The organism is Nostoc sp. (genome assembly GCF_036917515.1).
GTDB lineage: Bacteria > Cyanobacteriota > Cyanobacteriia > Cyanobacteriales > Nostocaceae > Nostoc.
Window position 1 is genome coordinate 25,541 of record NZ_JBALDE010000119.1, and the last position, 19,669, is coordinate 45,209.

The 19,669-nt window shown below is 37.0% G+C and carries 17 protein-coding genes; 7 read left to right on the top strand and 10 right to left on the bottom strand.

Annotated elements, in window-relative coordinates; genetic code table 11:
• Positions 1-5 precede the first annotated feature (5 nt).
• The gene (locus V7K89_RS15800) at positions 6-3,095 is read left to right on the top strand and encodes an AAA-like domain-containing protein (protein WP_335188628.1); all 3,090 of its coding nucleotides are present in this window, start codon (positions 6-8) and stop codon (positions 3,093-3,095) included.
• Positions 3,096-3,408: 313 nt separating this feature from the next.
• Complete coding sequence (locus V7K89_RS15805) at positions 3,409-5,289, top strand: AAA-like domain-containing protein (protein WP_335188630.1); 1,881 nt, start codon at positions 3,409-3,411, stop codon at positions 5,287-5,289.
• A 133-nt stretch (positions 5,290-5,422) separates the two neighbouring features.
• On the opposite strand, the gene V7K89_RS15810 is transcribed toward V7K89_RS15805, so the two are convergent.
• The 3 genes from V7K89_RS15810 to V7K89_RS15820 all read right to left on the bottom strand — a co-directional run bounded on the left by V7K89_RS15810 (position 5,423) and on the right by V7K89_RS15820 (position 7,864).
• Positions 5,423-6,175 carry an alpha/beta hydrolase gene (locus tag V7K89_RS15810; RefSeq protein WP_335188632.1) on the bottom strand — a complete coding sequence of 251 codons (753 nt, stop codon included), beginning with the start codon at positions 6,173-6,175 and terminating at the stop codon, positions 5,423-5,425.
• A gap of 269 nt (positions 6,176-6,444) precedes the next feature.
• Positions 6,445-6,957: a flavodoxin FldA gene (fldA, locus tag V7K89_RS15815; RefSeq protein WP_335188634.1), complete on the bottom strand. Its 513-nt coding sequence runs from the start codon at positions 6,955-6,957 to the stop codon at positions 6,445-6,447.
• Between the two features lie 685 nt (positions 6,958-7,642).
• The gene (locus V7K89_RS15820) at positions 7,643-7,864 is read right to left on the bottom strand and encodes a hypothetical protein (protein ID WP_335188636.1); all 222 of its coding nucleotides are present in this window, start codon (positions 7,862-7,864) and stop codon (positions 7,643-7,645) included.
• A gap of 583 nt (positions 7,865-8,447) precedes the next feature.
• Between V7K89_RS15820 and V7K89_RS15825 the strand changes: the two genes are divergently transcribed.
• Positions 8,448-8,762: a hypothetical protein gene (locus V7K89_RS15825; RefSeq protein ID WP_335188638.1), complete on the top strand. Its 315-nt coding sequence runs from the start codon at positions 8,448-8,450 to the stop codon at positions 8,760-8,762.
• A 430-nt stretch (positions 8,763-9,192) separates the two neighbouring features.
• Here V7K89_RS15825 and egtD read toward each other — a convergent pair whose 3' ends face one another.
• Positions 9,193-10,227, bottom strand: coding sequence for an L-histidine N(alpha)-methyltransferase (egtD, locus tag V7K89_RS15830; RefSeq protein WP_335188641.1), 1,035 nt, complete (start codon positions 10,225-10,227; stop codon positions 9,193-9,195).
• Positions 10,228-10,572: 345 nt separating this feature from the next.
• A complete protein-coding gene (gene egtC / locus V7K89_RS15835; protein WP_335188643.1) occupies positions 10,573-11,361 on the bottom strand; it encodes an ergothioneine biosynthesis protein EgtC in 789 nt (262 codons plus the stop codon).
• Positions 11,362-11,425: 64 nt separating this feature from the next.
• Between egtC and V7K89_RS15840 the strand changes: the two genes are divergently transcribed.
• The gene (locus V7K89_RS15840) at positions 11,426-11,953 is read left to right on the top strand and encodes a nucleotidyltransferase domain-containing protein (RefSeq protein WP_335188688.1); all 528 of its coding nucleotides are present in this window, start codon (positions 11,426-11,428) and stop codon (positions 11,951-11,953) included.
• Between the two features lie 668 nt (positions 11,954-12,621).
• On the opposite strand, the gene V7K89_RS15845 is transcribed toward V7K89_RS15840, so the two are convergent.
• Positions 12,622-13,002 carry a DUF423 domain-containing protein gene (locus tag V7K89_RS15845; RefSeq protein WP_335188690.1) on the bottom strand — a complete coding sequence of 127 codons (381 nt, stop codon included), beginning with the start codon at positions 13,000-13,002 and terminating at the stop codon, positions 12,622-12,624.
• A gap of 94 nt (positions 13,003-13,096) precedes the next feature.
• Entirely contained in the window at positions 13,097-13,576 is a 480-nt protein-coding gene (locus V7K89_RS15850) for a hypothetical protein (protein WP_335188645.1), read from the bottom strand.
• Between the two features lie 306 nt (positions 13,577-13,882).
• Between V7K89_RS15850 and V7K89_RS15855 the strand changes: the two genes are divergently transcribed.
• Positions 13,883-14,089, top strand: coding sequence for a hypothetical protein (locus V7K89_RS15855; RefSeq protein WP_335188647.1), 207 nt, complete (start codon positions 13,883-13,885; stop codon positions 14,087-14,089).
• A 2-nt stretch (positions 14,090-14,091) separates the two neighbouring features.
• Here the strand turns inward: V7K89_RS15855 and bchM are convergent, their stop codons facing one another.
• The 3 genes from bchM to V7K89_RS15870 form a co-directional block, all read right to left on the bottom strand.
• On the bottom strand, positions 14,092-14,778 hold the full coding sequence (gene bchM / locus V7K89_RS15860) for a magnesium protoporphyrin IX methyltransferase (RefSeq protein ID WP_335188649.1): 687 nt from the start codon (positions 14,776-14,778) through the stop codon (positions 14,092-14,094).
• 995 nt (positions 14,779-15,773) lie between these two features.
• The gene (locus V7K89_RS15865; RefSeq protein WP_335188651.1) at positions 15,774-16,202 is read right to left on the bottom strand and encodes a DUF2358 domain-containing protein; all 429 of its coding nucleotides are present in this window, start codon (positions 16,200-16,202) and stop codon (positions 15,774-15,776) included.
• A 12-nt stretch (positions 16,203-16,214) separates the two neighbouring features.
• Entirely contained in the window at positions 16,215-17,369 is a 1,155-nt protein-coding gene (locus V7K89_RS15870; RefSeq protein WP_335188653.1) for a glycoside hydrolase family 10 protein, read from the bottom strand.
• Between the two features lie 285 nt (positions 17,370-17,654).
• On the opposite strand from V7K89_RS15870, the gene uvsE reads away from it, so the two are divergent.
• The gene (gene uvsE, locus V7K89_RS15875) at positions 17,655-18,602 is read left to right on the top strand and encodes a UV DNA damage repair endonuclease UvsE (protein WP_335188655.1); all 948 of its coding nucleotides are present in this window, start codon (positions 17,655-17,657) and stop codon (positions 18,600-18,602) included.
• Positions 18,603-18,621: 19 nt separating this feature from the next.
• The gene (locus tag V7K89_RS15880; RefSeq protein WP_335188657.1) at positions 18,622-19,485 is read left to right on the top strand and encodes an alpha/beta fold hydrolase; all 864 of its coding nucleotides are present in this window, start codon (positions 18,622-18,624) and stop codon (positions 19,483-19,485) included.
• Positions 19,486-19,669: the final 184 nt, after the last annotated feature.

Sequence of the window (19,669 nt, forward strand, 5' to 3'; positions counted from 1 at the left end):
AAAGTATGACTATAAATTCGCCTGTTCCCCAAGATTATCAATATCAATTTGGTGGTAGTCTTCCTGCTAATGCACCTACCTACGTCACACGCCAAGCTGATGCAGATTTGTATCAGGCTGTGAAAGCCGGAGAGTTTTGTTTTGTCCTCAACTCTCGACAAATGGGGAAATCTAGTTTGCGTGTCCGCACAATGCAAAGGTTACAAGGTGAAGGAATTGCTTGTGTATCTATTGATTTAACTGCAATTGGGACATCAGGGCTAAAGTCTGAACAATGGTATTCTGGGATTATTGATACTATTGCTGGTTCTGAAAGTTTAAACTTAGGTGAGCAGTTTGATATAGATGAGTTATGGGAAGAAAATTCCCGATTTTCTGATGTGCAGATTTTTGGGAAGTTTATTGACAGATTACTCAAATTAATTTCCCCACAGATTGTTATTTTTATAGATGAAATTGATAGTGTTCTCAGTTTAAAATTTCCGGTTGATGATTTTTTTACTTTAATTCGAGCTTTCTTTAATCAAAGAGTTGATAATCCTGAATATCAACGCATTACTTTTGTGCTTTTGGGAGTAGCTACCCCTTCTGAGTTGATTCAAGATAAAAAGCGTACTCCTTTTAATATTGGCAAAGGAATTGAATTAACCGGATTTGAATTTACAGAAGCTTTACCTTTAATCAAAGGATTCTCTGGACAAACTAGTAACCCAGAAGCTGTACTAAAAGCGATTTTAGACTGGACTGGAGGACAGCCATTTTTGACTCAGAAAGTCTGTGAATTTGTCCGTAAATCTGCAACTGTAATTCCTTCAGATGAAGAAGCTCCTTTTGTAGAGAATTTAGTCAAAGATAGAGTGATTCAGAATTGGGAATCTCAAGATGAACCGGAACACTTTATAACGATTCGGGATAGATTTTTAAAAAGAGATGAACATAAAGCAGCATACTTGTTAGATTTATATCAACAAGTATGGCATTCAGGCGGAATTGATATTGATAGTAGTATTGAACAGAGTGATTTACAGTTAGCGGGAATCGTTGTTAAAAAAGAGAGGAAATTAAAGGTTTATAACCTAATTTATCAAACCATTTTTGACAACTTATGGATTGAGAAAAGTTTAGCCAGTTTGCGTCCTTATGCAGAGAATTATCGTCAGTGGATTTTATCAGGAAAACAGGATGAGTCTCGGTTATTGCGGGGGAAAGCTTTAGTAGAAGCGTCAACTTGGGCAAAGGATAAAAACTTAGGTTTTCAGGATTTAGAATTTTTAGCAGCTAGTCGGAAACGAAAGCGAGAAGAGGAACTAGCAGAAACAGAAATCCAGGCAGAATTAGAAAGAGAAAGAAAAGAAAAAGAAGCAGCAGAAAGGGCTAGACAAATTGAAGCTGAGGCTAAACAGGAAGCAGAAAAACAATTGGGAACTGCTAGCAAAAGAATACGTTTAGGAGTTATCATTTTATTCATTACTTTAGGTGTATCTGTAATAGTGGCATTTATAGCTGGTAGTAAAGCAATAAATGAACAACAAAAAGCTGAAAGCGCTAAAATAATCGCTATACAAGCTGAAAATAAATCTGACCAAGCTAACCGAGAACTTAATAATAGTAATAAGCAATTATCAAGCTTAAATGAGCAAATGAAAACACAGCAGCTAGCAGTCAATAATGCTCAAAAAAAAGCTAAAAAAACTAAAGAAGATTTAGATAAAGTTCAAAAAATTAAAAAGAGTTTAGAAGTACAAAAAAATCAATTAACTGATGCTGCTGAAAAACTCCAAGGAGAACTAAAATCTAAATCTAGAGAAATTAATAAGGCTGAACAGCAAGTTAAAAAATTCAAAAACCAGCAGCAAAACATTGAAATACAAGTTAAAGTTAAAGAACAAGAGCTTGAAACTGCTAACAAAAATACAAACGAACTCAAACAATCTCTAGCCAAAATTAGAGAAATATCAACAGTGGCTTCTCAACTTCAACAAAAAGGGAAAACAAACGAAGCTAATCAGTCTTTGAATATTGCTGGGTTAGTTTTACAGGACAAAATTAGTAATTCTCAGCTAAAAGAGGCTTTACTAGATAGTGCGCTGGTTTTAGGGTATCAATATTTAGCTGGTGAAGAAAAAGAGCGAAATCAAACAGAGGATTTAAAAAAGACTGAGAAGGATTTTACTAGAAGTCTGCAAGAATTATCAAAAATAGAAAAGCAACTTGATAATAATTCAACCAATTTAGCTACTTTAGTTTATATTAATTATGTTAAAGGTGAATTAGAAGAACGCTCAGATAAAGCTAAAGTTTTAGCAGATTACAAGAAAGCATTTGAGCATCTCAGCAGTCTAGAATCTAAGTTTAAATCTAATGTTGAATTATTTACCTTAGACCTAAATATTCTCTACAATGGCAATGCTGATATTGTGGCTTTGCTTTATCGTCAACTTAAAGAATTAAATGGCTCAAATCCAGTTTATGAGCAATCTTTAAAGGAACATTTATTGAATGAATTAGACTATTTAATGAAGCAACAAAGATGGAGGGAAGCAGATTTAAAAAATTGGCAGTTTATTCTCTATTCAGCAGGAAGGGAAGGACAAACTCATATAGATTTAACTGATGTTATAAGCTTTAATTGTAAGGATTTAAAACAACTAGATACACTTTGGGTAAATAACTCTAAGGGGCATTTTGGTTACAGTGTCCAGAAAAAAATATATTTGGCTACTGGCAATTCTCTTGATTTTGATTGGGAGAAGGGAGAATGGAAAAATTGGAACGAGAAAGGGTATAATGATTTCGCAAAAAATGTGGGATGGAGAGTAAAGGATGAGGAGTGGATAGTAAAGGATGAGGGGTCGAGAGGAAAGGATGAGGAGTGGATAAGATATGAAGAATTACCCATGAATCTTGTGGGAGAGGCAGGGGTATCTATATCTATGAAGGGAGAACTCCCGTGTGGTGGTGGGTATGTGTTTGGTGGGATTGTGAGGCGTTGTGGGCGTGGATGGGAAAAGGGGAATGAGATTATTGCGAAGGAAGGTGTGCAGGATGTGGCTTCTCCTTTCTTCTTGCAAAGACTTGAAAATTGCAGCAGATAAGGCTTTTAGAGAATTATAAAGATTTCTTCTTGGGAAGTTTTCCACGCAATAATAAGGTTTTTGGAGATTCAATACTAGGCGCTAGGCAATACACAAGGCAATAAAAAAAACAATACAAAGGAAATTGAGAAGAGCTAATTATGAGTTTTTGATATTACCAAAAAGTAGCAAATTCGTCTAAAAAAGACATTTTTAGTGATAAATAGAGACATTGCACCGAGTAGTGACATGATAGCTGTATTCTAGTTTTAAGTCGCGCTGTGGCCGTGGCATAAGAAGAATTTGTCATCCTCTAATTCTCCGTATACTATCCATGCCCTTTAAAAATTTTTTTGGTCAAACCCCAAAACCTCAACCCCCAGAGATGACTGGTTTAATCAAAATATCAGGATGTGACAACCCTAAGCGATGTGGGGATGTGATTTTTGTTCACGGGTTAGGTGGTCACGCACGCGGAACTTGGCATCCGCAAGAACTACGCAACGATGATAATTTCTGGTTAACGTGGCTAGCACAAGAAAGACCAGATTTAGGTATTTGGTCTTTTGGCTATAAGGCTGAACCCTTTGAATGGAGAGGTTCAACAATGCCACTTTTTGACCGTGCTAGTAATTTACTGGAATATTTACAAGTTAATGATATTGGCAAATACCCAATAATTTTTATCACTCATAGCATGGGTGGATTATTAATCAAAGAAATGCTGCGTAATGCTCAGACATTTAAAAAAACAGCAGTTATTGAACAGACAAAAGGTATTGTATTCCTCTCCACTCCTCACACTGGTTCTCATCTCGCCAACTTAGTCGATAAAATTAGGATTTTGGCACGCAGCTCTATCAGTGTTGATGAACTAAAAGCACATATTCCCCAACTGCGTCAACTTAACGAGTGGTATCGGCAGAATGTTGATTCCTTGAAGATTAATACAAAAGTTTATTTTGAAACTAAGCCCACTCAAGGTTTTTTAGTTGTAGATCCAGATAGCGCTAACCCAGCCATCAAAGATGTCCAACCTATCGCTACAGATGATGACCATCTTTCTATCACCAAGCCAACATCAACAAATAATTTAGTTTACAAGGGAGTAAGTCAGTTTATTAAGCAACAATTGCTAATTAATCTAGCCATTGTTAAACAATCAACACCAAAAGCAAAAGAGAATAACTCCTCATCCTCAATGATTTTTGAAAATACTGATGGTCAAGTTCCTCTTAATTCCCTCTTTTATATCGAACGTCCAGAGGTGGAAATTAAATGTTATGAATCCATCCTCCAACCAGGTGCGTTAATCCGCATCAAAGCGCCGCAAAAAATGGGTAAAACTTCTTTAATGAGCCGCATTCTTGAGTATGGTAAACAAAAAGGTTATCGCACAGTTTCTCTTAATTTATGGAGTCAAGAAAATCTTACCGCTCTCAAAAATTTCTTACAGGCATTTTGTGCAACTCTGAGTTATGAATTAGGGCTAGAAGATAAAATAGATCAATTTTGGAAAAGACGCTTAAGCAGTCAAGTTAACTGCACTAATTATTTAAAAGACTATTTATTAAAAAATATTGATGTTCCCCTAGTATTAGGCTTAGATGATATTGATAAAATTTTTCCTTATCCCGAAATTGCTCAAGAATTTTTTGCTCTACTCCGAGCTTGGCATGAAAACGGTAAAAACGAGGAAATCTGGCAAAAATTGCGTTTAGTAATTGCTCATTCTCAAGAAGTATATGTTTCTTTAAATGTCAATCAATCCCCCTTTAATGTAGGTTTACCTATCGAAATCGGAGAATTCAACGTCACACAAATAAAAGAATTAGTCCAACGACATAAATTAAATTGGTCAGATACAGAAATCGGACAATTAAAGGAAATGATTGATGGTCATCCTTATTTATTAAGGACTGCTCTTTATCAAATTGCCACAGGTAACTTAACTTTAGAACAATTTCTGAAAGTTGCTCCCACTGACGAAGGATTATTTAGAGGCTTTTTACATCCCTATCTTTCACTGCTAGAAGAAGATAAATTGTTAAAAGCAGCGATGAAAAAAGTTATTGAGAGTGATATTCCTGTGCAATTAGACTATACACAAAGTTTTAAATTACGCAGTCTGGGCTTAATTAAATTTAAAGAAAATAAAGTTCAATGCCTTTGTAATTTATATCGCCTTTATTTTCGAGAGCGCCTATCCGAATGATTACACCCAGCTTGAGAGGATGAAGCATCAATAATGAGTGGTAAAATGATTAGCGATCGCAGCACCAACACCAAAGGCGAATGCACCTCAAAACACCTCAAATTTAACAATAGCGAGTGCACTCTCAAAGTTACTAATTTGTAGAAGTGCTAAAAGATAGTGCAGATGCTTCCAGTAGATGCGGATGGTGGCATTGCCAAAAACTCAAAATCTCTTCGCCAACCTGTTGAGGATAGAAGTAGTGAAAAAAATGATACCCTTGTGGGCATTCCCAGAGTTTATCTTCTGGCTTCAACCAATTTAACCAGTCATGCAATGCAGGTGGGTTGACTACCGGATCGCTCTTGCTACCACATACCATCATTGGCATAGAAACTCCACCTTTGGGTAAATAAACCAACTTAAATAAAGAGTGTGATGATGGAGATTGTTCTAAATCTTTATCTAAGGCAGCTACTAACTTTTTAGTAGTATGAGGCGGTTGATTTCCAAAAAGACTGCGAACGCTGCTTGCTAAAACTAACTCACGGCTGATGCTAAAGAGTTGTCGTTGAAAGTAATAATGAGCTTGCCAATTGTTTGCAGGTTGAGCTGCTACAGCCAGCAGGGTAAGCGATCGCACTTTTTGAGGAAATCGACGCGCAAAGGTTAAGGCGATCGCACCACCCATCCCATGTCCTGCTAAATGCACAGGGCGATCGCGCGATTTTAAAAAGTCATACAGCAAATCCACAGCTTGATCTATGCAACTGGCTTCATCTTTAGTTTGCTGGTATTCCCACTGGGCGACATTTATATAACTAGATAAATGTTCAAGTAATGGTTTATCAAAACGCTGTAAAGCAGGACTGGCACTTAACCATAAAACATCAAATGAATCAGACATAAATACCTATAACTTCTAAATTATCAATTACAGTAAGAGTACACAGATGTGCATTGGTGTCAACTTAAGCTGAAATCTTCTGACTGTATAAGTTTTTCCCTCACTCCCAGTCCCTCTTTCCCAATTTAGGCAGAGAGGGAAGCAAATTCTCCAGTTTCCCTTCTCCCAAGCTGGGAGAAGGGGTTAGGGGATGAGGGCAATTAGAACGCTTTCTCTTACCTAACTTCTACGTTAAGTTGATGCCAATAACAGATCTGCGCCCCAAATCTCTACAAACCAAATTCTGTCTTCAACTGAGCAACCCAAGTTTTAATTCGCTCATCTGTTAGCTCAGATTGACTACCTTCATCAAGTGCCAAACCAACAAACTTGCCATTTTTCACAGCTCTCGATTCATTAAAGTCATATCCCTCAGTTGGCCAGTAACCAACAGTTTTACCGCCTCGTTGGGAAATTTTTTCTTCCAGAATTCCAATTGCATCCTGAAAGTTATCGCTATAGCCATATTGGTCTCCATCACCAAAATAGGCAACCAGTTTACCACTAAAATTTATTTGATCCAGATCGGAGTAAAAGCCTTCCCAATCGCTCTGAAGTTGACCAATATCCCAAGTGGGAGAGCCAATAATCAGCAATTCATACTCATCAAAACTGCTAGTATCCGCCTCGTAAATGGGATGTAATGTTACAACATCACCACCAAATTCATCCCGAATTTTTTCAGCATCAGATTCAGTGTTGCCAGTTTGAGTACCGTAAAACAAACCAATTTTTTTTGACATATTGACACCTGATAAATAAATAGTTGTGTGATCGGCAGAAAAGTCACCCTGAGAGGTTGGTTAATCCAGCGTTCGCTGCCCATCAAGGCATTGACTCCAGTGTTTGAACTGCCACGCTTGTCATGGCGTTATCTTTTCAGAAAGTTTGCAAATAGCTGAAATACATGACCCGCTTAATGAGTATTAGTCTCAATTACTCTGAAGATATACTACCAGAGTTATTGAGAGTCTTTTTCATTTCTTTAAGTAAACTTTTGTTAAGTATTTCAGGAAATAAACTGAAAACTAGACGAGGAAGCAAGAATTATCGTACCTTAATTGGTCAAAAACCTTGCACTTACTCGAATAAGAGTAGTGAGATGAACGCCTGAACAAAAAGTATTTCTCAGTTACTGGAGTTTAGACTAGTTCCTGGTGCAAGACTTGATATTAGAAGAGTTATATGATATTATTTATTGGCTAATTTAAATACTGTAACTTGACGCATTTACCGTATTTTCATATTAAGAGTGAATAACTTACTCTGCAAGAGGATAGTTTAAATCAAACGGAAATTGCCCCTTATCCCGCTTTTGTCACTCTCCGAAAAAAAATCAAAAGCAATGTTTAAAACTTTGACTGAGACTGGGTTTGTGATTTTATTTGCTAATATGATAAACATTCTCACTGCTTGATCCTAAAACCCTTAGAGCTGATTCTCAAAAACCTCTGGCATAAAGCTCAGGCTCTTGGTTTGGAACTTGTCCCTATTTCTCACCTCACCGAATGTGTTTCTTGAAAGAGGGTTATGCCAAAAGACTGGTTTGAAAGTCTCTAACTGATGCAAAATCAGTTGTAGCGCCTCCTGTTTCTTTCCTCGTTCTTCTCCCTTTTGCAGAATGTCTTGGTAAATTACAGATTCTTGCATAATTTTATCTTTGGAAAGCTGTGTAATCAAATTTTTATTCAACCGTAAATCGGCTAAAACCTATATACAAGCTGATATATTCTGAAAACTACTTCATCAAACATAGGTTTTATTAAAAATTCATATACTTTTTGCTTTAGTTAGTTAAATATGCGAGTGAGAGTTAATTTATATATAAGTCAGTTTTTTAAAAACTTCAGTAACATTGCTCTTTTATTTAAAAGTTAAATATAAATAGAATATTAATAGTTGTGCTGGCTTAGTTGATTAAAAAGCGTCAATTATTCCAGGTGTATCTATTTGCTAACTTTCTTTTAAGCAGATTCAGTAGTCTTAAAATAACCTCTCTCTTTCTTTTTACAAAAGAGAATTTAGCTTCCTCTTGCTTGAGAGAAGTTAGATTGTTGTTAGCAAATTAATGTACTAAGCATTAATAGTCTGTTCACTTGGAAATTGCTGTGTTCAAGTTTCATTGGACAACGCATCATGATTTCTATGGAAAAATTGCAGTTTTATTTTTAATTGAGAACAAACACAACTTCTTTAAGCTTTGAATATTTATCAACCCATTTTACCAATCCCTATGCAACACTATATTTCTCATTTGCTCGTACTGGTATTAGGAACAAGTTCAACTTTCCTAGTTACTCCATCTCAAGCTCAAACTCCGGTAAAAATCAATAGTCAAAATCCTGAGAATGTTACCTCCATATCTTCAAGTTCACCTTCGGCTACCCAATTGAGTGATTTTGCCAATTCTACTAATAGCAAACCACCTCTCCTTTCTGAGGTAACTAATAACTCTTCCGCTACTAATGCCAATATTACAGCGAATAAACCTCGTGCACGGGTTCCTATATTCAGCAGAATTTTTGCCACACCTTTGATGCAGCAATAATTAGCAGCTAAACATTAAGTTTACTTACTTGAGTTAATCGGAATTTGCATTCATACGTTACATATAACATTATCTAGTGAAAATACTACCCCAGCAAGAGGGATTCTAATTGTTCTCTCTTGTTGGGGTAGGACGAATATCATCTATAGCTGTTCTCGTTTGTATGTAACAGAGATTTGGTGAAATTAAATATGCGTTATCAAAAACCTTTTAGAGACTTAGCAGTGCTATGTCTCTACATTCTTTTTCACTCATATCTATATACTTCTTGCATGAATCAAAAGCCCTCACCCTAAATCCTTCTCCCATGCTTGAGAGAAGGACTTTGAAATTGGCTCCCCTTCTTCCAAAATTGGGAGAAGGGGTTGGAGGATTTAGCAAGAACCCGCAGGGTGGGCAAATTTTGCATTTGTGCAAGAGGTCTAATGCTTTATGCTTGCAGCTGACAGAGCATTAAGCCAAACCATTGATTCGGATCTCTCCACACATGAAGAGGTAATAAACCTTGTGCAGTTAGTTGCTGTTTGATATTAGTAAGGTCAAATTTGCGGGAAATTTCAGTGAGGATAGTCTCACCTAATGCAAAATTAACCTTAAGATTAAGAGCGCGTAATTCTACAGTTTGCGATCGCAGGCTGCATAAATGCATTTCTATTTGATGCTCGCTTTCATTGTAAAATGCTCGGTGTTCAAACTGGGTGGTGTCAAAGTTACCGTCAAATCGCTGATTTAAATGTTCCAGCATATTGAGGTTAAATGCAGCTGTCACCCCCTGGCTGTCGTTATAAGCTGGTTCCAAAATCTGTTTTGGCTTTCGTAAATCTATCCCCAATAAAAAATACTCACCTACTTGTAGAGCATTGGTAATTTGAGAGAAGAACACATCACACTCATCAGGGGTAAGATTACCTAAACTGCTACCAATAAAACAAATCATCCGACTGGGTAATTGCGTCGGTAGGAGTTTTGCAAGAGCTAATTCATAGGTTCCTACCAATGCATAAACTTGGAGTAAGGGATAATCTTCTAATAACTGCTTGGCACTACTTTCCAACATACCTGCACATACATCAATTGGTAAGTAATGCAGAGGATAGCTTAGTTGCTGGTAGGCATCTAGTAAAATGCGGGTTTTACTAGAACTACCACTGCCAAGTTCTACCAATTCACAAACGCCAGTTATCTTGGCAATTTCACTAGCATACTGCTGTAAAATCGTTGTTTCTGTGCGTGTAAGATAATATTCTGGTAAATCACATATTTGCTCAAACAGATCGGAACCACGGTCATCATAAAAGTAACAAGGGGGTAGAGATTTAGGTATTTGAGTTAATCCCTTCACTACATCACTCCCAGCACTAGGTGCAACTATTTGAGTTGCTCCGATTAAACGCTCTATCTGCAAGCGTTTTTCAACGCTGCTTTCAAAAGTAACCTTGCTATTAATAGCTTTAGATATCGACATGAAACCTCCGTTTACTTGGCGTAATAGGTTACTTTGATAGCAGACCTTTACCCCAATCAATGAAACATATAGCCATAGTTAATAAAATCATGATTGAGCAATATAGCTCAAGCTTTAAAGCTATTTTTTAGCATTTTTCCATTAAAATAGTAGCAAGTAAGTGCCTAAGTGCTATGTTCTCGCAGCAATAAAGACTCGATATAGGCAATATGCCCCAAGTACCAGCAACAGCAGATCAAGTCAGAATGAGGTTGACTAGAGAATGTGCCTTCATCCATATCCTGGAATAGCGCAAAAGTTTTCGAGCGAAATTTATCGAAGGCTTAAGAAATAGCCTCTTTCACACTAGATTTGCTCAATTTGGATATCACAGTCTGCTCCTACACTAATGATGCTATTTTCTGGGCAAGCAATCCAATTACCTAGAAATAGAGGTTCAGACGCAATAATTACGGATTGTGGGAAAGTCGGATCATCTCGTATCCAGTAAAGAGATGGAGGCGGTGAAGTGGTAGCAAAACGAGAAGCTATCAGGCGATGTCCGTCGCTAAAGATTACATTAAGTGAGGCTTCTACTTGATAGCGTTTTGCCATCTCTAAAAGCGTTAATAATGTGGTGCGTAAAGCATACTCTGGAGGTCGATGTTTATTAATTTGACTTTGTGAAAGTAACAATGCAAAAATGTGTTCAGAGTCAGTACTGCCATTAATTTTTTCGTAAAATTCTTGGGTTAAAGTGCTGCGGATTTTTCTGTGTAATGTTTTGCGGAAATTCTCGATTCGTCCATTGTGAATAAATAGCTGTTGTTGATGGTTAAAAGGTTGACAATTAGCAAAATCTACGGCTTCTTCTGGTGTAGCACTGCGAACATAAGCAAGAACACACTTTGATTCAACGTAACGGCTGAGACTGGGTAAGTTTATATCATTCCAAATAGGTAGGGTATTTTTGTAGATAAAAGGATTAATATCTTTTTGACTATGATACCAACCTACACCAAAACCATCTGCATTTACCACCTCAGAGATCATTTCGCGGGGTTGATAACTCTGGACTATGAGTGAGTGTTCTGGTTTATATAGAATATGTTCTAAAGAAATAGGCGAACCGAGGTAAGCAAGTAAACGGCACATTATGAATATTCCAACTTCTACTAACACAATTATTGGGCAATAGCCTTACCCGTTTTTATTTACCATCATCAGTGGTTCTCACTTATATGGCTTTCCTTCACTTGATTCTGATTATGACTTACAGGGTGTGCATGTTTTACCAGTTCAAGAAGTAGTGGGATTACAGATTAAAAATGAAACTATTGAAGTTTCAGAAGTTCGCGAATCTTTAGAAATTGATTTAGTAACTCATGATGTCAAAAAATTCTTTTTGAGATTACTTAAAAACAATTGTTATGTGTTAGAGCAATTGTATTCTCCTTTAATATTAACAACCTCACCTAAACATGAAGAATTGAAAGTTGTTGCCAAAAATTGTATTACTCGTTATCATAGCTACCATTATATGGGTTCTGCCACAACACAATGGAAACTGTTTGAGAAGGAAAATACACATCGAATTCAACCATTAATTTATGTTTATGGAGTCTTATTAACTGGTATTTATTTTATGCAAACAGGCGAGATTGAGTCTAATTTAATTAAGCTCAATGAGGTTTTTAATTTATCATATATTCCTGATTTAATTGCCCAAAAACTAGCAGTTACATGAAATTCTTTTTTATCAGATATTAATGTAGCTTTTTATCAAAGAGAATATGAACATCTGCATAATAAATTACAGGAGGCATATCAATCTAGTCCATTACCTAAGACACCTTCAGCTAATGTCGCGTTGGATGATTTGTTAATACACCTGAGAACAAGGAGCTATAAATTATAAGCTTTTAACTCAATACGCTTGGATTAAGAAGAATAGTAGGTTGGCTTTAGAACGAAACTCAACCTACGCCAGTTTTAGTTTTTAGGCTTAACCCAAGCGTACTGGCTTTAAACTCCTCAGTACTAGATTTTTTAAAAAGATAAATTTAGGAATTTGAAATTCTGTGTTCCCTCTAAATAACGGTACTAGTTTATTAGTGTTTTAATAGATAAAATGATTACAAACTCCGCCCATTGTTCAAATTATGATTTAGTAATTGGTCAATCTTATTTTTTATAAAAGATTTTTGTTAATTTATTAGTTTTTGTACATATATAAGTATAAGAGTAACTTTACCTACTTAAAAAGGAAGAAATTGAGTTGATTATTTGCATTTTTTGGATATTAAAATGCTAAAGACACTATAGCATATTTTTATAAAATATGTTGTAACAATTAGGTAAATGAGCTTATAAAAAATGGAGTTAGGAGTTAAAAACTCTTAACTCCTAACTTTTTTACAACTTCAAATTCCAAGCAGCAAAAGCTAAAGCACCCCAACCGACAAGAAAGGCGGTGCCGCCTAGTGGGGCGATCGCTCCCAAGGATTTAATACCGGTTAAGCTAAGGGCATACAAGCTACCTGAGAAAATAGCAATACCAATGATAAACAACCATCCACTGGCTATAAGTGTGGGTTGAGGGGACTCGGTACGACTAATTAGTATTGCTACTAACAAAAGTGCTAGAGCGTGATACATTTGGTAACGAGCGCCAGTTTCAAAAATTTCCAGCGATCGCTCACTAATTTTTTCCCGCAAGGCATGGGAAGCAAAAGCACCAGCACCAACTGACAAACCGCCTAAAATGGCAGCTACGCTCAAAAAAATCTGCGTCATTAGACCTAGCCGTAAGTTAGTAAAGTAGTCATTAGTCATTAATGAATAACAAATAAGAAATGACAAAGGACAAAAGACAAATGACTAATGACAATTAGACATCAAAATGATATGATACAGCCCCTTCTTCGTTCACCTTAAAGTTTGCATTGAATTCTTTAGCTTTTTCATCTAAATATTGTCTGGCATGGGCTGCGGGTAGTTGTGACTGCATGGCAAAACCTAAAACAGTTACGCGTCCGTGATTTTCTTGTACCATCTCATAAAAAATCGATTGCAGGCGATCGCTAACTTGTTGATTAATCGCTTTTTTCTCCTCCCGACTTTGACGATACAATCCCAATGCTAACCATGTGCCCAGTGTTAGGGTAGGGACACCAAAAATTAGACCACCAACAGCAGCATTATTATCTTCATAAGTAGCATTTGGTGCGTTAAACTCATACTCACCCGTGGGTATTATGATGGCTTGACGTGTAGCAAATTTTTCTAATGCCGCTGTTGCTGATAGAGTTACAAACATGAATCCGAGTGTCAGTAGCCAACTGGCAGCTAATTTTTCAGCAGTTTTCATAGTTTAACTTCAGATTTACACTTTGCTTGTGATTTTAACCTGACTTTCATAAAGGTTCCAATATATCAATTTACTCGCTGCGACAGTTTTTTAGCTTTTACACAATATTTTTTTACCTACATTGCTTAATTAGTGCACTGTTGGTTAATACAATGTCACCGATTATGGTATGAAATTAGGGAATGAGAGAAACTAGATAAACAAGAAATTAAATACACCTATAAAAGCTTTTGAGTCAGCATCCCCAGAAGTTTGATATCCTCTGTTGAAGCTTCAAAGAAGAAGTTTTATCTGAATAAAACGTAAATGTGGTTATTTGTTTTCACTATTCTCTTGGGAGCAGCTGCGATCGCTTATTTTGTAAAAATGTATGATTATGCAGAGCGGAACAACGGTTATTTAAAGAAAAAACAACGCTTAATACCAACGGCAATATCTACTATCTACCATATCTTAGGTTTGAGATCGTCAAATCGCAGCAAGATGCTTATTATACCTTTGCTGCGATTTTAGCCTTAATTGCGTGTAGCTTCCAGTAGCCGAGAAAAATAGAAGCGAGTCTTCGTCATTGCCCGTCGTTGCAATGAAAAACCATTACTTTCCAAGATTTTTACCACATCAGCCTCACGATGCAAATATGCACGAGTGGCTTTACTTGGCCCAGGAAAGAAACTACCAATTTTCTTGAGTATACTCAGGGCGCAAGTCTTCGGCGCAAAACTGAGAATTATCCGCGACTGTGCCAAAAAACAGAGGTGAGATATCATCTCATCGGCTTTTTCTTGAGGGTAATGGATGAGAACATCTAGGCAAATAACGGTATGGTAGCTACCACTCAATGATTCCAAATCCTGCACAGCAAAAGTGGGATTTTCGGCATTTCCCAAAGTTTGCTTTGCTCTATCACTGCCTTCTTCTACCATTTTTTCCGAAATATCGGTGGCATAGACTTTGGCACCATCTACTGCCAAGGGAATGCTGAGACTACCGACACCACACCCAGCATCACAGATTGATAGCTCTGATAAATTGTTATCAGCTTTCAGCCAACTGAGAACTGTATCCACTGTTTGCTGATGTCCATTGCGGATGTCTAATTGGACTTTGTTGACTTCGCCATCACCGTAGATTCGCTTCCAACGGTCAAACCCTGTGGAATTGAAATACTCGCGAACAATCGTTTTGTCGTCGGCTACATTCATAAACTTCGATTTTTAGGGGTTCACAATGCTTAAAATTATCATTGATAGGAACCCATAAGAGCGGTCTTCCAGATTTTTCCAGATGATAGTCGCTGATAACGAAGAATACTTACGTACATAGAGCAACTCAAGCTGTCGAATTTCAGTTGAGACGTGCAAAATTGAAGCTGTACTGGCTTAATAAGCAAAATACTGAATTTAACTTGGGTTTTATGGCTTTTTAGATATACCTTTTGCCTCTAACAGCGATTTATTTAAAAAAATCAGCAAATCACGATACTTTTACAATTACTTTGGATTAGTCTATATTACTAAATTTGATGTTGTAATTTCACAAGCTATAGGTATTTTTTCCGTTTAAATCATTGTTCAGATAATATTTTTTATTTAAATGAAAACTACTATTTTTTTTCTATAGTTTCACAATTCATGATTGCTAAATACTATTTATAGCTATTTAAATATCCATAATTTTTGCAACTTTAAATTTCATCGATATTTATATCTGTAGATATAAAAAATACCTCCTGAAGATAGAATTGAATTGCGATCGCAACATTTATGTATGCTGTTAAAATTTTGATTATCTGTAACCAATGTGTTGTTGGGAGAGCCTCATTCGTGATGTGCAAGTCAACGCCAGTAAAAAGGGAAAAGTAAAAATACTTACGGCAAAAAAATTACAAAAGTTCAATATTTAACACTCGTTATAATACTGATAATACTGTTTTGAGAGCAAATAGAGCCTGCAATTTGTAAAAAATTTGGGACAAAAGAAACGCACCGCTACCGCTAACGCAACTCAGCACTCTTCATAGACTAGTACAAATCGGCGGAAATAAAACTACTATTCAAAACAGCCAAAAAGCCCAAAATTAAAGCAAAGTCTTTTGACCGAAAACGTTTTCGTATACAAGCCCCTGAATTTACTTATGGGATCATTAATTTTGAATTTTGAATTTGGAGCAAAGCGACGTAACTTCCGCCTTACAGTACTAGCTATTTCCTTTCCTTTGCCAAAACTGCTGTAAAATCTCTCCTGGCTTTCTATCCCAGGTGTCAATATGCTCGTATATCAAATTATCTTGATTAAGTTTATACGTCGAATAGCCATTAAAAAGCAACCCTGCTTTCCAGGGAACGCGCAACACTCCCCGCACCGTCCACTTTGCTAAAATCGTGTCTTCGGCTGACTGATAAACTTCATGCACATCAAAGTAAATTTGAGTAAAAAATAGCCGAGCGTGAAATCGTAAAGTCCAAAATATAATCCGATAGTTAAATTTGTATTTGAATGTATTCACCGGGTCTTTAAAATAGATATCTTTTGTATAAATATCATAAGAAATATCTTTTTCAAAAAGTGTCGGTAAATCTTCTTTTAAGATATTAATTACCTTTTCCACTGGCAAATTATATTCCACACGCCTTTTCCCTTAAAAAATATTTTTTAACAAATTTTCCACTCCTGGCCAAATAGAAGATGTCATCTTGTGACTCACACCACCTGCACTCAAATCTGACAGAGTGGGAAATGATGCAGATTCAGTATAAGGCCCATTTCGCAAAACTTTAGCAAGGGTATTGTTATTCTCGCGCAAACCTTCGTAAAAAAAGAATACCTCTCCTTGAATGCCAAGTTGACGATTGTATTCAATTGCCTGCACCAGATATTCTGGACTAATACAGTAAGAGCCAAGCTTCATCAGTATTCCCGGTACTAACTTGGGCAGTGTCGCATCTGTAAACTGCTGGTTTACTAGTTTATCAACGATCGCAGCGTAACTCCTAAAGTCACGGCGATAAATCTGCGGCTGAATCATATCGACTATTCCCCGCTTCAGCCATGCAGGCGAGTCTTGCAGATATTCCTGGAATGCCCAATCATAAATATTAGGTGCGATCGTTACTAATAAATTAGGATTCACCGCTTTTACCTCCCGATAAAGACGCGCCAAAAACTCAGTGAGAATATCTGCACGCCACTGTAACCATTGCCTATTTTTGTGGTTCTGTGGTGGATTGCGATCGAATTCCTGACGATAGCGGCTGATAGTTCCTCGATCGTAGCCACCTTCAGAGGGTAATGCTGGCAAGCGATCGTCACCTTGGACACCATCAACATCGTAATTCTTCGCAACTTCCAGCACCAAGTTCAACAAGAATTCTTGCACTTGTGAGTTAAGGGCATTTAACCACTCAAAGCCGTTTTTCTTCAGTAAGTTGCCGTTGCGATCGCGCGTAGCCCATTCCGGTTTTTTCTGTAAAAGTATACCACCATTTAAATTGTAGGAACTGGCAAAACCGTATTCAAACCAAGGAATAACTTTCAACCCAACTCGCCGCGCTTCTATCACCACTTCTTCTAAAGGGTCGCGGCCTACAGACATAGGGTCAATTTCGATTCCAAAAGTCTGCTGCATTATTTGACTGGGATATAAAGTTACTGCTTTATTCCAAACAACTGGAAACACCACATTAAATCCCGTCTCAGCTAGGAAATCCATTGCCTCAGCAATGCGTTCCTTCGTTCTGAGAACTTTACTATCAGTAATGGTCAGCCAGATACCACGGGTTTCAATTATTGCCATTTCTATAAAATTGAAATTCTTGGTACTGCACATCTAAACATTGACTAGCTGACGATACCACGTCTGTATTTATTATTGTGTAAATCTTATAGACAATCAAACCTAGTGCCACAACGCCTAAAAGCCATCCTCGTCCCAATCATAGCACTGAGCTTTATTTACCGAAGTGAAATTAGTGGAGTGTTGTGACTTAAGAGTTCATTCTTTAGATAGTCGTAAGTCAGTAGTAGAACTTGTTTAAATTAAAAAATATTCAAAATAGCCAATAGTTAGTAAATATAGTTAATGACTGCAATCAAGTTTCAAAATTTACCGAATACACAGCAGTGTGAAAAAACTACAATGCCCAACTTAGGGCTAGTTTGCATTACCTCTGATAAACAAGTGCGCTTTCGGACAATCACACGCACACGATATTTAAAACTGGACTTAAGTGAACGTGAAAGCGTTCTGAGTGAACTATATCAACATAACTTACAACGCTTGCATGACGCTCTCTCATTTTGTCAGCAAAATAAAATTCAATTGTATCGGATGTCTTCTGCTTTATTTCCCCTAAGTGACTTAGAAGACGAAATCGGGGCAAATATATTAAAGACAATGAGCGCTGATTTAGCCACAATCGGTCAACGAGCAAATGCATTGAGCATAAGAATGGTGTTGCATCCAGATCAATTTGTAGTGCTGAGTTCAGATTCTCCCTCAGTAGTACAAGCAAGTATCAACAACCTAGCAGCACATTCCTGTACACTTGATTTACTGGGCTTACCGCGATCGCCTTGGTCATTGATGAATATTCATGGTGGCAAATCTCAACGTCCTGAACAACTAATAAAAGTAATTTCCGAACTACCAGAAAATATCAAAAGCCGCTTAACTTTAGAAAACGACGAATACGCCTATAGTGCCAATGAAATTTTAGCAGTATGTCAGCAAACTGGCGTGCCAATGGTATTTGATGCCCATCACCATATTTGCCACGAAAATTTAGATAGCTACGATCATCCGAGTGTAGCATCCATGTTTTATGCAGCGCGAGAAACTTGGAAAAATCCGGATTGGCAATTAGTCCATATTTCCAATGGTGAGCAAGCTTTCAATGATAGAAAACACAGTGACTTGATTACCGATATGCCCAACGTCTACCACCAAGCACCGTGGATCGAAGTCGAAGCCAAACAAAAAGAAAAAGCGATCGCATATTTGCGCTCTTGGTGGCTGATGAAAACATAATATTGATATTTGTTTAATTATGTCTGTAATAGAAAGTTCTTGGAAACACGATTATATAACTACTAATGGGGTAAAATTACACTACGTAACCCAAGGTGAAGGCCCTTTAATGTTGATGTTGCATGGGTTTCCTGAGTTTTGGTACTCTTGGCGGCATCAAATACCAGAATTTGCCCAAAATTTTCAAGTTGTCGCTCTTGACTTGCGTGGTTACAACGATAGTGATAAACCAAATGAGCAATTAGCTTATGTAATGAAGGAGTTTATCAAAGATATTGAAGAAGTAATTAAAGCCTTAGGATACCAAAAATGTGTATTAGTTGGACATGATTGGGGAGGTGCGATCGCTTGGGATTTTGCTTATGCTCATCCCGAAATGGTAGAGCAATTAATTATCCTTAATATGCCTCATCCTGCCAAATTTGCCCAAGGCTTACGCACTCCCCAACAGTTACAGCGAAGTTACTATATCTTCCTCTTTCAACTACCTTGGATGCCAGAATTCTTCTTACAATCTTTAGACTACCAAGCAATTGAAACAATTTTTAAAGGTACAGCAGTTAACAAGAGTGCTTTCACTAAAGCGGATATTGACGCATATAAAGATGCTGCTGCAAAACGCGGTGCGCTCACAGCAATGTTAAACTACTACCGCAATGTTTTTCAGCAGAGAATGCTAAATCTAAATAGGGGCGTTCTGGAAGTGCCAACACTGATTATATGGGGAGAAAACGACACTGCACTTGGCAAAGAACTAACCTACGATACCGCAGCTTATGTCAGGGATTTTCAAATTAAATACATTCCTAATTGTGGCCATTGGGTGCAGCAAGAACAGCCGGAATTGGTTAATCAGTATATGCGAGAATTTCTGAGGACTTAAACTAAACCATCAATTGAGCGATAAAGTACAAATACTCATAAATTACCTATAACAAGTAGCGCCAGTTTTTACTTTTAAAAAGATTTAATAGTGATTTAATACTGGGCATTTTTGAGGATTTATTAGCTAAAAATAGTCAATAAATCGGAATTAATGCCATTTTTGAGATAATTTTTATCTGTGT

Excerpts from the sequence above, each read along its gene's own strand:
- V7K89_RS15800 (WP_335188628.1), top strand. The coding sequence starts at position 6 with ATGACTATAAATTCGCCTGTTCCCCAAGATTATCAATATCAATTTGGT.
- V7K89_RS15805 (WP_335188630.1), top strand. The coding sequence starts at position 3,409 with ATGCCCTTTAAAAATTTTTTTGGTCAAACCCCAAAACCTCAACCCCCA.
- V7K89_RS15810 (WP_335188632.1), bottom strand. The coding sequence starts at position 6,175 with ATGTCTGATTCATTTGATGTTTTATGGTTAAGTGCCAGTCCTGCTTTA.
- fldA (WP_335188634.1), bottom strand. The coding sequence starts at position 6,957 with ATGTCAAAAAAAATTGGTTTGTTTTACGGTACTCAAACTGGCAACACT.
- V7K89_RS15820 (WP_335188636.1), bottom strand. The coding sequence starts at position 7,864 with ATGCAAGAATCTGTAATTTACCAAGACATTCTGCAAAAGGGAGAAGAA.
- V7K89_RS15825 (WP_335188638.1), top strand. The coding sequence starts at position 8,448 with ATGCAACACTATATTTCTCATTTGCTCGTACTGGTATTAGGAACAAGT.
- egtD (WP_335188641.1), bottom strand. The coding sequence starts at position 10,227 with ATGTCGATATCTAAAGCTATTAATAGCAAGGTTACTTTTGAAAGCAGC.
- egtC (WP_335188643.1), bottom strand. The coding sequence starts at position 11,361 with ATGTGCCGTTTACTTGCTTACCTCGGTTCGCCTATTTCTTTAGAACAT.
- V7K89_RS15845 (WP_335188690.1), bottom strand. The coding sequence starts at position 13,002 with ATGACGCAGATTTTTTTGAGCGTAGCTGCCATTTTAGGCGGTTTGTCA.
- V7K89_RS15850 (WP_335188645.1), bottom strand. The coding sequence starts at position 13,576 with ATGAAAACTGCTGAAAAATTAGCTGCCAGTTGGCTACTGACACTCGGA.
- V7K89_RS15855 (WP_335188647.1), top strand. The coding sequence starts at position 13,883 with ATGTGGTTATTTGTTTTCACTATTCTCTTGGGAGCAGCTGCGATCGCT.
- bchM (WP_335188649.1), bottom strand. The coding sequence starts at position 14,778 with ATGAATGTAGCCGACGACAAAACGATTGTTCGCGAGTATTTCAATTCC.
- V7K89_RS15870 (WP_335188653.1), bottom strand. The coding sequence starts at position 17,369 with ATGGCAATAATTGAAACCCGTGGTATCTGGCTGACCATTACTGATAGT.
- uvsE (WP_335188655.1), top strand. The coding sequence starts at position 17,655 with ATGACTGCAATCAAGTTTCAAAATTTACCGAATACACAGCAGTGTGAA.
- V7K89_RS15880 (WP_335188657.1), top strand. The coding sequence starts at position 18,622 with ATGTCTGTAATAGAAAGTTCTTGGAAACACGATTATATAACTACTAAT.